Origin of the sequence: Pseudomonas phoenicis, from assembly GCF_047302395.1 — a bacterium.
Classification (GTDB): Bacteria; Pseudomonadota; Gammaproteobacteria; order Pseudomonadales; family Pseudomonadaceae; genus Aquipseudomonas.
The window spans coordinates 952365-966310 of record NZ_CP154852.1; the positions used below are offsets into that span (position 1 = coordinate 952365).

Annotated in this window: 10 protein-coding genes and 2 tRNA genes; 4 read left to right on the forward strand and 8 right to left on the reverse strand. The window is 61.7% G+C overall.

Features of this window, described 5'->3' with window-relative positions; genetic code table 11:
• Positions 1-464: 464 nt before the first annotated feature.
• On the reverse strand, positions 465-2771 hold the full coding sequence (locus AA0Z93_RS04455) for a YgiQ family radical SAM protein (protein WP_296266001.1): 2307 nt from the start codon (positions 2769-2771) through the stop codon (positions 465-467).
• A 570-nt stretch (positions 2772-3341) separates the two neighbouring features.
• Here AA0Z93_RS04455 and AA0Z93_RS04460 point away from each other — a divergent pair.
• Positions 3342-4496, forward strand: coding sequence for a YcaO-like family protein (locus AA0Z93_RS04460; protein ID WP_413046218.1), 1155 nt, complete (start codon positions 3342-3344; stop codon positions 4494-4496).
• Between the two features lies 1 nt (position 4497).
• Positions 4498-6129, forward strand: a complete 1632-nt coding sequence (locus tag AA0Z93_RS04465) for an ATP-binding cassette domain-containing protein (RefSeq protein WP_413046217.1) — start codon at positions 4498-4500, stop codon at positions 6127-6129.
• On the opposite strand, the gene dnaB is transcribed toward AA0Z93_RS04465, so the two are convergent.
• From dnaB to rnr, 7 genes are all read right to left on the reverse strand, one after another.
• Positions 6105-7502, reverse strand: coding sequence for a replicative DNA helicase (gene dnaB, locus AA0Z93_RS04470; RefSeq protein WP_313740538.1), 1398 nt, complete (start codon positions 7500-7502; stop codon positions 6105-6107). The genes AA0Z93_RS04465 and dnaB overlap by 25 nt on opposite strands.
• 112 nt (positions 7503-7614) lie before the next feature.
• The gene (rplI, locus tag AA0Z93_RS04475; RefSeq protein ID WP_413046216.1) at positions 7615-8061 is read right to left on the reverse strand and encodes a 50S ribosomal protein L9; all 447 of its coding nucleotides are present in this window, start codon (positions 8059-8061) and stop codon (positions 7615-7617) included.
• A gap of 20 nt (positions 8062-8081) precedes the next feature.
• Positions 8082-8972: a hypothetical protein gene (locus AA0Z93_RS04480; RefSeq protein ID WP_413046215.1), complete on the reverse strand. Its 891-nt coding sequence runs from the start codon at positions 8970-8972 to the stop codon at positions 8082-8084.
• Between the two features lie 33 nt (positions 8973-9005).
• On the reverse strand, positions 9006-9236 hold the full coding sequence (gene rpsR / locus AA0Z93_RS04485) for a 30S ribosomal protein S18 (RefSeq protein WP_101315965.1): 231 nt from the start codon (positions 9234-9236) through the stop codon (positions 9006-9008).
• Positions 9237-9264: 28 nt separating this feature from the next.
• Positions 9265-9690 (reverse strand): 30S ribosomal protein S6, encoded by a 426-nt coding sequence (gene rpsF, locus AA0Z93_RS04490; RefSeq protein ID WP_209864913.1) that lies wholly within the window; start codon positions 9688-9690, stop codon positions 9265-9267.
• A 258-nt stretch (positions 9691-9948) separates the two neighbouring features.
• Entirely contained in the window at positions 9949-10695 is a 747-nt protein-coding gene (rlmB, locus tag AA0Z93_RS04495; RefSeq protein WP_413046214.1) for a 23S rRNA (guanosine(2251)-2'-O)-methyltransferase RlmB, read from the reverse strand.
• Entirely contained in the window at positions 10692-13328 is a 2637-nt protein-coding gene (gene rnr / locus AA0Z93_RS04500; RefSeq protein ID WP_413046213.1) for a ribonuclease R, read from the reverse strand. Before rnr ends, rlmB begins: the two co-directional genes overlap by 4 nt.
• Before the next feature lie 271 nt (positions 13329-13599).
• On the opposite strand from rnr, the gene AA0Z93_RS04505 reads away from it, so the two are divergent.
• Both AA0Z93_RS04505 and AA0Z93_RS04510 read left to right on the forward strand, forming a co-directional pair.
• A tRNA-Leu gene (locus tag AA0Z93_RS04505) sits at positions 13600-13686 on the forward strand.
• Positions 13687-13766: 80 nt separating this feature from the next.
• Positions 13767-13853 (forward strand) — tRNA-Leu (locus AA0Z93_RS04510).
• The last annotated feature ends 93 nt before the right edge of the window (positions 13854-13946 follow it).

The window sequence follows — 13946 nt, forward strand, 5'->3', positions numbered from 1 at the left end:
CGTGGGCGCGACCGCTCCAACGCCCCAATCAACCGTGATGGCCTACGCAGCAGGCCCAGCTCGACTCAGTGTAGGAGCGGCTTTAGCCGCGATGGCCTGCGCAGCAGGCCCAATGGCTAGAATCGGCTTCCGCCAGATGCTCAACGATGCCTGAAGTGGGGCGGCGGCGGCGCCCATCGCGGCTAAAGCCGCTCCTACAAATCACCATACGTCCAATCGGCCGCGATGGCCTGCACAGCAGGCCCAGCCCGACCCCGTGTAGGAGCGGCTTTAGCCGCGATGGCCTGCGCAGCAGGCCCAATGGCTGCAATCCGGCTGTTTCGATAGCGTATGGGCATTCATTTGTTGAGATCTGCCAGGCGCAGCTCGATCGGGTCTGGCGCCCCGCAGCCCTCCCTAGAACAAACCCGGTCACCGCTCTACAGATACGACTCGGGGGCCGTGATGGCCCCCGAGTCGTTCGCTTAGCGTGGAATCACCGGCTGACGCGGCTTCTTGCCCTTGCCGGGCTTGCCGCCCTTGGCCGCTTCCTTGCGCTCCTTGGCCGCCTGCTGGTTACGGGCGAAGGCTTCGGCCTTGGCTTTCTCGCGCTTGTCCCACGGCTGGCTGCCGTCGCTCGCACGTGGCGGCAGGCCGGTGTGCTGGGTCAGGATCTTCTGTTCCTTGCCCACCTTGTGGCTGCCGGCCGGCGTCGAGTTCTTGCGCCGCGCGCTCTGATAGCTGTCGCTCTGCGGCTGATGCAGAGGGATCAACTGATGCTTGCCCGGCCCGATCAGGTCGGCACGGCCCATGCGCTCGAGCGCCTCGCGCAGCATCGGCCAGCCCTTCGGGTCGTGGTAGCGCAGGAAGGCCTTGTGCAACCGGCGCTGCTCGTCGCTCTTGACGATCTCCACGCCCTCGCTCTTGTAGGTGACCTTGCGCAGCGGGTTCTTACCTGAGTGGTACATGGCCGTGGCCGAGGCCATGGGCGATGGGTAGAACGCCTGCACCTGGTCGGCACGGAAGCCGTTGCCCTTGAGCCATAGCGCCAGGTTCATCATGTCTTCGTCGGTGGTGCCCGGGTGGGCGGCGATGAAGTACGGAATCAGGTACTGCTCCTTGCCCGCCTCTTTCGAGAACTTCTCGAACATGCGCTTGAAGCGGTCGTAGGTGCCGATGCCCGGCTTCATCATCTTGTCCAGCGGGCCGCGCTCGGTGTGCTCGGGCGCGATCTTCAGATAACCGCCGACGTGGTGGGTGACCAGCTCGCGCACGTATTCGGGCGATTCCACCGCCAGGTCGTAGCGCAGGCCCGAGGCGATGAGGATCTTCTTCACCCCCGGCAAGGCGCGGGCCTTGCGGTACAGCTCGATCAGCGAGCTGTGGTCGGTGTTGAGGTTCTCGCAGATGCCGGGGAACACGCACGACGGCTTGCGGCAGTGGCGCTCGATGTCGTGGCTCTTGCAAGCGATGCGGTACATGTTCGCGGTCGGCCCGCCGAGGTCGGAGACCACGCCGGTGAAGCCCGGCACCTTGTCGCGCATCTCTTCGATCTCGTGCAGGATCGACTCGTGCGAGCGGTTCTGGATGATGCGGCCTTCATGCTCGGTGATCGAACAGAAGGTGCAGCCGCCGAAACAGCCACGCATGATGTTGACCGAGAAGCGGATCATCTCGTAGGCCGGAATGCGCTCTTTGCCGTACGCCGGGTGCGGGATGCGCGCATAGGGCATGCCGAACACGTAGTCCATTTCTTCGGTGGTCATGGGAATGGGCGGCGGATTGAACCAGACGTCCACTTCGCCATGCTTCTGCACCAGCGCCCGGGCGTTGCCGGGATTGGTTTCCAGGTGCAGCACGCGGTTGGCGTGGGCGTACAGCACCGGGTCGTTACGCACCTTTTCGAACGATGGCAGGCGGATCACCGACTTGTCGCGGGTCATGCCCGGGCTGTCGAGGATCTGCACCACCTTGGCTTCGTTCGGATCGTCCACCTCGCCCTTGGCCTGCTCGATGGCGCAGGCCTGGGTGTCCTGGGTGTTGACGTAGGGGTTGATGATCTTGTCGACCTTGCCGGGACGGTCGATGCGCGTGGAGTCGATCTCGTACCAGCCCTGGGGCGTGTCGCGGCGGATGAACGCGGTGCCGCGCACATCGGTGATGCGCTCGATGGACTCGCCCTGCGACAGACGCTGGGCCACTTCGACGATGGCCCGCTCGGCGTTGCCGTACAGCAGGATGTCGGCGCTGGCATCGACCAGGATCGAGTGACGGACCTTGTCCTGCCAGTAGTCGTAGTGGGCGATGCGGCGCAGCGACGCCTCGATGCCACCGAGCACGATCGGCACGTGCTTGTAGGCTTCCTTGCAGCGCTGGCTGTACACCAGGCTGGCGCGATCCGGGCGCTTGCCGGCCAGGCCGCCGGGGGTGTAGGCGTCGTCGGAGCGGATTTTCTTGTCCGCGGTGTAGCGGTTGATCATCGAGTCCATGTTGCCGGCCGCGACGCCGAAGAACAGGTTCGGCTCGCCGAGCTTCATGAAATCGTCTTTGGACTGCCAGTTGGGCTGGGCGATGATGCCGACGCGAAAGCCCTGGGCTTCGAGCAGGCGGCCGATGATGGCCATGCCGAACGAGGCGTGGTCCACATAGGCGTCACCGGTGACGATGATGATGTCGCAGGAATCCCAGCCGAGCTGATCCATCTCCTCCCTGCTCATGGGCAGGAATGGCGCCGGCCCGAAGCATTCGGCCCAGTACTTGGGATAGTCGTAGAGTGGCTTGGCTGCGTGCATGTCAGTCACCGGTTGGGGGAGCAGGGAAAATCGCGGGCGCGGAATATAGCACAAATTTTGAGCAAATCCGACCAAAAGCGTGGGGTTTAGCTTGGATGCCAGTCGTGCGGACGAACGGCGAGCGACCGAGATTCTCGTGGCCCAATAGATCTGCCGACTAATGCGGCGGGCGAAGTTTTTACCAGATGTAATGCCTCCCCGACCCTCTGTGCCGTTCAAGTAGTTGAAAAGAATCGCTTATTGAAAGATCGGGCGTTTTTTGTAAGACCTGTACTTCATACACAGGTAACTTTTCCCACAACATACTTAATTATTATCTCGCGCACTTCCATTGAATGAGCAGAAAAGTCCGTGATAAAAAATCCCTGCACTGCAGCAGCGCACTAACCTCATCAATAAAGGAGTATCCATCATGGGACGTCGCCGCACTGAAATCGCTATTCCGCAAATCCCTCGCATTAGCAACTTCGCCTTCCTCGAAAGTGAAGTTGATTTCCTCAATCGCTTGTAACCCGTAACGCCGACCAGGAGGTGGCTCTACCTCCTGGTCGCCATTCAAGGATGCCGAGCATGACAAGCGAACGTGAGTTTCCCGTTGAACAGGCTAGACAGCGGCTCATCGAGCTGTATCGACAGTTGCATTTGCGCTCTGTACTCACCGAATGTAACAACGGCCTCGTGGCGACCTGTCTTGCATTGAATGACGCAGACGAGGAAGTGAGCAGCGGCGCCGGAAAAGGCGAGCATTGCAGCATCGGAGCAATGGCCGAATGCCTTGAGCACCTGTTCATGAGCACCTCCGTGCCGACCTTGGTCAGTAGTCAGGCGATACGCGATGCGGCTCAAGCTCATAACGATGGTTTGCTTGATGCACTCGCCGATGAGGGCCAGGTGCCCGCCCTGCAACTTCGGGCCATTGGCGGTTGGGAAACGCTATGGGTGCCTGCCATCTTGCTCTCGCCCAGTGACGCCAATCTAGCCGCCATCGAATGTACCCCAGCTGCGTTCCTGGTTAGGTATGCAAGCAACAGCGGTACGGCACTGGGTTGCAGCGAGAACGAAGCATTGCTGCATGCTTTGAACGAAGTGATCGAGCGCCACGCGCTTTCCATTTATTACATGGCGCTCTGCGGCCTGGCGCCGGCACCTGCGCTGCACCGTCCTGCCGAGTCATGGCTGGTCGAGACCTTCGGGCACGACGGCAGGCTCTTACGGCAGGCAATGCGGATGGAGATCGTTTTGAAGCAGAGCGACTTCGGCACTTGGTTCTGCATCGCAATGCCTGCCAAACCAACGGGTACCCCGCTCACCCCGGTAGGGTCCGGATGTTCGGTCTCGCCCTCAATCGCGCTCTATCGTGCGGTGACCGAGCAGATTCAGAGCGAGACACTTCACGGCCCTGACGAAGTTCAAGAAGATGCCCAGACCGCAGCGTTGCTCGAACAGTCACCCCGTTTGGCAAAACTGCGTCATCCGCGCTGGCCACATGAACTGCCAACGCTTCATCCTGTTTCGCATCAACTGGGCGTTACCGCCCAAATGACGTCCGTCTTGAAAGCCCTGCGCCAACACGGCAAAACTGCGTTCTTCCATACACTCCAAACCCATTCGAAACTTGCAACGGTCGTACAAGTTTTCATTCCCGGGCTCGAGCGTTTCCATTTGATCAGGTCGGGCGTGCCGGTCGTACCGCAACATGTTCTGCACGCGAGAACCGGGCATTGACATGGCATTTTCCAGCCCCATATTAGTTGCACTCGCTGCCACGTTATTCCTGAAAGTTGCGACGGTGATTCCCGCTCTGGTATTGGCAGACATCATCGACAACTTATCGACCGCCCCATCCTCGTATGAATTGCTCGGAGTCTTGGCATGCCTGGTCATCGTGCAAGTGTGTTTGACCCCTTTGCAAGCCTGGGCACTCGCTCGGCTTTGCCAGGAACGCGTGAGGCAGCTTTCCAGCCAGTGGTGCCAAAATCTGCTGAGCAAGCAGTTCGAAGCCTATGGACAACTCCATGGCGGAACGCTGGTCAAGGTGCTGGATAGGGGCATCACTGCCCAAGAGCGCTGGTTGAGTTTTCTGATCGGCACAGCGTGGCCGATCATGGCGGAAACCCTAGTGCTGATCGTCCTGTTCGCCTATCTTGGCGCCACGACGGTACTGCTTGGCCTGGTTCCCTTGAGCCTGGCGTATCTATGGTTCAACGACCGGTTGGTACGCTGGCGCCGGCCGCATATCGAGGCGGTCAACGCCCGGGAAGACGATCTGGCCGAACAGTGGGTCGACACCTTCGCCAGTGCCACCACCGTGAAACTGGAGCAAGCCGAAGACGCGGCGATGATTCCCGTCAGACAGACCCTGGCGTGCTATGCCGATGCCGCGGTACGGGTGGCCAGCAGCGGCGGATGCCTGCAAAGCCTGCGTATTTTGTTCATTGGTGTGGGCAGTTGTGGCCTGCTGCTGTGGGGCATGCGCGATCAGGCGAGTGGGTCGGCTCAGTTGACGGTGGGCGAACTCGTGGCTTTGTTCACCCTGGTCAGCGGACTGCTGGCAGGCGTTGCACAGCTCGCCGAAGCCTGGCGTCTGCTCGATCAGTTCCGCCTCGACAAACGCACCTTGCAAGAGTGGCTGGCGTTGCCCGTCTTCGCCCCTATCGGCATTGCCTCGTCCAAGCTCGCCAGTGAAGGCGACGCGCTGCGCCTCATGCCCTGTGAACTGCGCTCGCGCGACACGCTGCAACTGCAGGTGACCCATCCACTGATCATTGGAAAAGGCGAACGAGTGGCGCTCGTTGGCCCCAGCGGCGGCGGCAAATCCACCCTGTTGCACGCGCTTGCCGGCACGGTGAACTCACTGCGCGGGCATGTCTACCTTGACGATATCTGCCTTGAGCAGCTCGACGGCAAGCAGCAACTCACCGCGCTACGTCTGTGCCCCCAACGCGCGCACTTCGTTCCTGGACAGCTACCGCGCTCGGTGCTGTTCGACCAGCCCCATGAACAGTCGCAGGTCAACGATTGGCTAACGGCCCTTGGACTGGACACGACCTGGTACGAATTGGGATTGGACGCGCGGGCGACTTCGATTTCCGGTGGCGAAGCACGGCGCCTGACGTTACTGCGCATCCTCAACCGCCCGGGCGCTTTCAACCTGTTCGACGAACCCACCAGTGGCCTGGACAGCGACTCGGCGACACGCACCTGGGATCTACTGTTCGATTCCCTGAAAGGTCGGGGTCTGATCTGCGTGACGCATGACGAGCAGGCGCTGTACCGGTTCGATCGAGTGATTCATCTGGAGGCAGGCAGGATCATTCGGCAGACAGCCGGCAATCACTCATCATCGTCGAAGTTGTAACTACCCGGCGCCAGGTTCTCGAAGCGCGTGTACTTGCCGATGAACGCCAGGCGCACGAAGCCGATGGGGCCGTTACGCTGCTTGCCGATGATGATCTCGGCGATGCCCTTGTGCTCGGTGTCGGGGTGGTACACCTCGTCGCGGTAGACGAACATGATCACGTCGGCGTCCTGCTCGATGGCGCCCGATTCCCGCAAGTCGGAGTTCACCGGGCGTTTGTTCGGGCGTTGTTCCAAGGAACGGTTGAGCTGCGACAGAGCCACCACCGGGCAGTTGAATTCCTTGGCCAGGGCCTTGAGCGAGCGGGAGATTTCGGAAATCTCATTGGTGCGGTTGTCGCCCGAGGAACCCGGGATCTGCATCAACTGCAGGTAGTCGACCATGATCAGGCCGATCTCGCCGTGTTCGCGGGCCAAGCGCCGGGTACGCGCGCGCATTTCCGAGGGGCTGATGCCGGCGGTGTCGTCGATGAACAGCTTACGGTCGTTGAGCAGGTTCACGGCGGACGTCAGCCGTGGCCAGTCGTCGTCGTCGAGCTGGCCGGAACGCACCTTGGTCTGGTCGATGCGGCCGAGCGACGAGAGCATCCGCATGATCAGCGATTCGCCGGGCATCTCAAGAGAGAACACCAGCACGGCCTTGTCGCTGCGCAACACCGCGTTCTCCACCAGGTTCATGGCGAAGGTGGTCTTACCCATCGAAGGACGACCGGCGACGATGATCAGGTCCGCAGGCTGCAAGCCGCTGGTCTTGCCGTCCAGGTCGGTATAGCCGGTGGAGATGCCGGTGATGTCGCTGTCGGAGTTGAACAACGTGTCGATGCGGTCGATGGCCTTGGTCAGCAGGTCGTTGACGCCGACCGGGCCACCGGTCTTGGGCCGCGCCTCGGCGATCTGGAAGATCTGCCGTTCGGCGTCGTCGAGGATTTCCGCCGCGTTGCGCCCTTGCGGGCTGAAGGCGTTGTCGGCGATGTCGGTGCTGATGCTGATCAGCTGGCGCAGCGTGGCGCGCTCGCGAATGATCGCGGCATAGGCCTTGATGTTGGCCACCGACGGCGTGTTCTTGGCCAGCTCGGCCAGGTAGGCCAGGCCGCCGATCTGCGACGACACGCCTTCCTTTTCCAACTGTTCGTGCAGGGTGACCACGTCGAACGGCTGATTCTGGTCGACCAGCTTGTGCACGGCACGGAAGATCAGGCGGTGGTCATGCCGGTAGAAATCGCCATCCGAGACTTGGTCCAGTACCCGCTCCCAGGCGTTGTTGTCCAGCAACAGACCACCGAGCACGGCCTGTTCGGCCTCGATGGAATGGGGCGGCACCTTGAGGGCGGCGGTTTGCAGGTCGAGTTGCTCGGGGGTGCTGATCTCGTTCATGGCCACGCGAAGAATCTGGGGGATGAAAACGACAAAGGGCACGACCTGCAGAACAGGAGCGTGCCCGATGTTAACCGGCCAGGCTCACCAGGAGCCAGCCGATCGTCGCAGCTTAGGCAGCGACCACAACCACACGAACGGTGGCTTCGACGTCGCTGTGCAGGTGCACGGCAACGTCGTATTCACCGACGTGACGGATGGTGCCGTTCGGCAGACGCACTTCGGCTTTGGCCACTTCGACGCCAGAGGCGGTCAGGGCGTCAGCGATGTCGTGGGTACCGATCGAACCGAACAGCTTGCCTTCGTCGCCAGCGGTGGCAGTGATGGTCACTTCCAGCTCGGCCAGTTGGGCAGCGCGGCTTTCAGCCGAGCTCTTACGGTCTGCGGCGGCTTTTTCCAGCTCGGCGCGGCGCTCTTCGAACGCGGCCAGGTTGGCGGCAGTGGCGCTAACAGCCTTGCCGAAAGGCAGCAGGAAGTTACGGCCGTAACCGGATTTGACTTTAACTTTGTCGCCCAGGTTGCCCAGGTTAGCGACTTTTTCCAGCAGGATGAGTTCCATTTGGTAAAACCTCTTAACTTTTAACCTTCACCGTTCGCAGCGTCGTCCCGCGGAGGGGGCTTGATACCACGAAAATCAATCAGGCTATCGACAATGGCCAGGACCACGAGCAACGGATACGTCAGTTGCATGAACAGCACCAGGGTGACGTACAAGCCGACCAGCCAGAATTTGGACAGTCGCTTCTGCGCTACCAGCCCATGCAGCAGGGCAATGCCCGCGAACATGAGCGGCACGCTGCACAACGGGGTCAACAGCGCCATACCAGAGCCGAAACTCGGCCCGAACAGCATGCCCCCCAGCAACAACAGTGCTGGCACCCGGTCGATCCGCAGCGCTTGAAACTCGCGGCCGAACCCACCGGGGTTGTACAACGCAGCCTGCCAGTAGCGACCCAACATCAGGGCCAACACACTGATCACCTGCAACCCTGCCGCCATCAATCCGGTCAGCACCGGCGCGACGTAGCTTTCGAGCTGTGTGCGCTCCCCTACCGACAACTTCTGATAGAGGCCGTCGAGCATCTCGGGCAGGGCTTTCGCAAGCGCCTGCGCCAGAGCTTCGATCGGTTCGCGGAACACCGAACCCAGAACCACGCCGTACACCAGACCAAGCGCGATGCTGAACAACAGCACCCGGCTCCAAGGCCGCTCGGCGCGCAACAGCGCCGCCAGCCCCAGCGTTCCCAACAGCACCATCAAGATGCGTGGATCGCCGAAGACCCACCAGGCCAGCGCGGGCAACAATGCCCAGGCGATGACCGCGGAAGCGTCCTTGAAACCGCGCCGCAGGAACACCAGGCTCGCAGCGGCGGCACTCAACCAGAACAGCAGCGGCAATGCCGCACAACCGACCACGAAGACCGTGGCCTGCACACGACCGCGCATGATGAAATCAGCTAACGCTCGCATGCGTATCCCTTGCTACCTGTCGATGACCCGGTCTCAGCGGCCGTGGCTGTCGGTGTAGGCCAGCAGGGCCAGGAAGCGGGCGCGCTTGATAGCGGTGGCCAGCTGACGCTGATAACGAGCTTTGGTACCGGTGATACGGCTTGGAACGATCTTGCCGGTTTCGGATACGTAAGCTTTCAGGGTGTTGAGATCTTTGAAGTCGATCTCTTTCACGTCTTCAGCGGTGAAGCGGCAGAATTTACGACGACGGAAGAAACGTGCCATGTAATAGGCTCCTCAAAAAGTCCGTGGATTACTCGTCAGCGTTATCGCTGTTGTCGCTGTCGTTGCTGTCGTCGCCTTCGGCGCCATCAGCAGACTCAGGACGGTCGCGACGCTCACGGCGCTCGCTGCGGTTCTCTTCGGCCTTGAGCATCTCGGACGGGCCGGTGACGGCTTCGTCGCGACGGATGACCAGGTTACGGATCACGGCATCGTTGTAGCGGAAGTTGTCTTCCAGCTCGGCCAGGGCCTTGCCGGTGCACTCAACGTTCAGCATCACGTAGTGAGCCTTGTGAACGTTGTTGATGGCGTAGGCCAGTTGACGACGGCCCCAATCTTCCAGGCGGTGGATTTTGCCGCCGTCTTCTTCGATCAGCTTGGTGTAGCGCTCGACCATGCCGCCGACTTGCTCGCTCTGATCCGGGTGGACCAGAAAGATGATTTCGTAATGACGCATGAATGCTCCTTACGGGTTAGTAGCCTGCCAGGCGCGCTGGTCAGACAAGGAGTGAATGAAACAGTGAGGCTTGCCACTAGAGCAGGCACTTGTGTACCGGCCTGCAAGGCAAGGCGCGCAATTGTAGAGAAGCCGGATGGCACAAGCAAGGCGATTGGCGATTATTTGAACAATGAGCGGGGCAGAGCGGTTTTGCCGAGCGTCATGGGCAAACCGGATCGCCGGCATACCCACGACAGGCTCTGGAGAGCTTCGCTGTCAGCGCTTGCCCTGGCGCTGGCGCACCGCTTCGAACAGACATACCCCGGTCGCCACCGACACGTTGAGGCTGCTGACGCTGCCCCCCATCGGCAGCTTCACCAGAAAATCGCAGTGCTCGCGGGTCAACCGGCGCATGCCACGGCCTTCGGCGCCCATGATCATCACCAACGGGCCGGTGAGGTCCTGCTGGTAGATTTCCTGCTCGGCCTCGCCAGCCGTACCCACCACCCAGAGGCCGCGCTGCTGGAGCTTTTCCAGTGTGCGGGCCAGGTTGGTCACGGCCACCAGCGGAATCACTTCTGCGGCACCGCATGCCACCTTGCGCACCACCCCGGTGAGGGTGGCCGACTTGTCTTTGGGAATGACCACGGCCGTGGCACCGGCAGCGTCGGCGGTGCGCAGGCAGGCACCGAGGTTGTGCGGGTCGGTGACGCCGTCGAGCACCAGGATCAGCGGCGGGGTTTCCGCGCGCTCGAGCAACTCGTCGAGCATGGCTTCGCCCCAGACCTGGCTGGGGCTGACCTCGGCGACCACGCCTTGGTGCACGCCTTCGACCCAGGCGTCGAGCTCGCGGCGCTCAGCCTGGCCGACTGCAACACGGTTTTCCGCGGCCAGGGCCAGCAGGGTTTGCAGGCGCGGTTCGCTGCGCCCCTCGGACAACCAGATTTGCTTCACCCGCTTGGGGTGGTGTTGCAGCAGCGCCTGGACCGCGTGCACGCCGTAGATCTTTTCCAGCTGACTCATGAGGTGCTCTTACCCTTGCGTGCGCTGCTCGATTTGGCGCCATTGCCTTTGCGGTGCTTGGTCTTGCCGCTGGCACCGCTGCCGGCCTTGCTCGACGACTTGCCGGCGAACTTGTCCGACTTGCCCGACGACTTGTCGGACTTGCCACCGCTGCTACGCGCATCGGTCATCAAGGCCTTCTTCATTTCCCGGCTTTTGCGCACTTCGGCATTGCGTTCGACCGCATCCTTGGGGAAATAGGCGTCGGACGCTTCGTTCTTGCGGCTACGCGGCTTGGGGTTGGCGCGCGCGGTTTCCACCGGGGCCGCAGGCTCGTCGGCCTTGGCGTTGGAGCCGCCTGCCTTGGCGGCCGAACCGCTGCCCTTGCGCCCGACCGGCGCATTGACCGCAGCCTGGGACATTTCGAAATCGATCTTGCGCTGTTCGAGGTCGACACGCATGACCTTGACTTCGATGGTGTCGCCCAGGCGGAAACTGCGACCGGTGCGTTCGCCCGACAGACGATGGTGCACCGGGTCGAAGTGGTAGTAATCGCCCGGCAACGCACTGATGTGCACCAGGCCTTCGACGTAGATGTCGGTCAGCTCGATGAACAGGCCGAAACCGGTGACCGCCGTGATCACGCCAGGGAAGGTTTCGCCGACGCGGTCGCGCATGTATTCGCACTTGAGCCAGTTGACCACGTCGCGCGTGGCTTCGTCGGCGCGCCGCTCGGTCATCGAGCACTGCTCGCCCATCTGCTCCAGCGCAGGCTCGTCGTACGGGTAGATACGCGCCTTGGGAATGCTGGCCGCGCCCGCACGCTTGACGTGCGGCGTCTCGACCCGCGAGCGGATCACGCTGCGAATGGCGCGGTGCACCAGCAGGTCCGGATAGCGCCGGATCGGCGAGGTGAAGTGGGTGTAAGCTTCGTAGTTCAGGCCGAAGTGGCCGTTGTTCTCGACGCTGTACACCGCCTGGCTCAGCGAGCGCAGCATCACGGTCTGGATCAGATGGAAGTCCGGGCGGCCGGAGATGCTCGCCAGCAGCGCCTGGTAGTCCTTTGGCGAAGGGTCTTTGCCCTTGTGCAGCGACAGGCCCAGCTCGCCGAGGAAGGCGCGCAGCTTTTCCAGGCGCTCCGGCGGCGGGCCGTCGTGCACGCGGTACAGCGACGGCACGTTGTGCTTTTGCATGAAGGAGGCAGTGGCGACGTTGGCCGCGAGCATGCACTCCTCGATCATCTTGTGGGCATCGTTGCGCACGGTCGGACGAATTTCGTCGATCTTGCGGTCGTCACCGAAGATGATGCGGGTTTCCTGGGTTTCGAAGTCGATCGCGCCACGGGTGTGGCGCGCGGCCAGCAGCACCTTGTACAGCGCGTAGAGGTGCTTGAGGTCCGGCAGCACTGCGCTGTACTCGCTGCGCAGCGCCTTGCCTTCACGGGTGCGGGCGTGTTCGAGCATGCTGCTGACCTTGTTGTAGGTCAGGCGCGCGTGGGAGTGGATCACCGCTTCGTAGAACTGGTAATCGACCATCTGCCCGGACTTGTTCATGGTCATTTCGCAGACCATGGCCAGGCGATCGACGTGCGGGTTCAGCGAGCACAGGCCGTTGGACAGCTCCTCGGGCAGCATGGGGATCACGCGCTCGGGGAAGTACACGGAGTTGCCGCGCTGCTGCGCTTCGGTGTCGAGCGCCGAGCCCAGACGCACATAGCTGGACACGTCGGCGATGGCCACGAACAGACGCCAGCCGCCGGAGAACAGCCGCAGCTTGCCCAAGGGCTCGCAGTACACGGCGTCGTCGAAGTCGCGGGCGTCTTCGCCGTCGATGGTGACGAACGGCAGGTGGCGCAGGTCGATGCGCCGCTCCTTGTCCTTCTCTTCGACTTCGGAGCGGAACTTGCGCGCCTCCTTGATCACTTCCTGCGGCCACACGTGGGGGATGTCGTAGCTGCGCAGGGCAACGTCGATTTCCATGCCGGGGGCCATGTAGTTGCCGATCACCTCGACCACGTCACCTTGCGGCTGGAAGCGCGGGGTGGGCCAATGGGTGATCTTGATCTCGACGAACTGGCCGATCTTGGCTCCGCCATTGCGCCCGGCGGTAACCAGCACTTCCTGCTGGATCTTCGGGTTGTCCGGGGTCACATAGCCGATGCCGCCTTCTTCGAAGTAGCGACCGACCACGCTTTCGTGCGCACGGGAGATGATCTCGACCAGCACGCCTTCGCGGCGGCCACGGCGGTCGACGCCGGACACGCGGGCCAGGCCACGGTCGCCGTCGAAGGCCAGGCGCATTTGCGCGGGGCTGAGGAACAGGTCTTCGCTGCCGTCGTCGGGGATCAGGAAGCCGAAGCCGTCGCGATGGCCGGACACGCGGCCGCAGATCAGATCGAGCTTGTCGACCGGAGCATAGGTGCCGCGGCGGGTGTAGATGAGCTGACCGTCACGCTCCATGGCACGCAGGCGGCGGCGCAGGGCTTCGATCTGCTCTTCCCCGTCGAGGCCGAACTCCTCAGCCAACTGCTCGCGGGCAGCGGGCTCGCCGCGCTCGTCCAGGCGTTGCAGGATCAGCTCGCGGCTGGGGATGGGGTTCTCGTATTTGTCCGCTTCACGAGCGGCCTCGGGATCGAGGGATTGCCAATCGGCCATCAGAAGGGGTTCACCTTGGTATATATAGAGAAGAAGTTTGGCATAGGCGTATTGAAACTGGAAATCTCAGCCTTGGACAACCCCCTGCCGATTGTCGTATAGGCCGAGGAAGGCCAGCGGAATCAAGGGCTTGGAAAATTTCAAATATTTTTCGCTGCGGGGGTTTACAGGTTTGGGGAGCGTCCGTATAGTGCGCACCACAACGACGGACAGCCGACGTTGTAGTCGAGATGTACGGTGTTGTAAAGCACTAGATAATTTTGACATGTGTGCCCAGGTGGCGGAATTGGTAGACGCGCTGGTTTCAGGTATCAGTGACTTAACGGTCGTGGAAGTTCGAGTCTTCTCCTGGGCACCAAATATTCGAATCGATAGATAGCAGATTTGTCTGTCGGTCAGCAACGGATTCACGCAGTACGCTGTAGATGCAAAAGCTTTGCCCAGGTGGCGGAATTGGTAGACGCGCTGGTTTCAGGTATCAGTGACTTAACGGTCGTGGAAGTTCGAGTCTTCTCCTGGGCACCATATAAAAACCCACTAGCTTGCTAGTGGGTTTTTTCTTGTCCGCGTTTTTTGTTCGAGACCTGTGGCAGGCACCCCTGTGGCAGGCACTCCTGC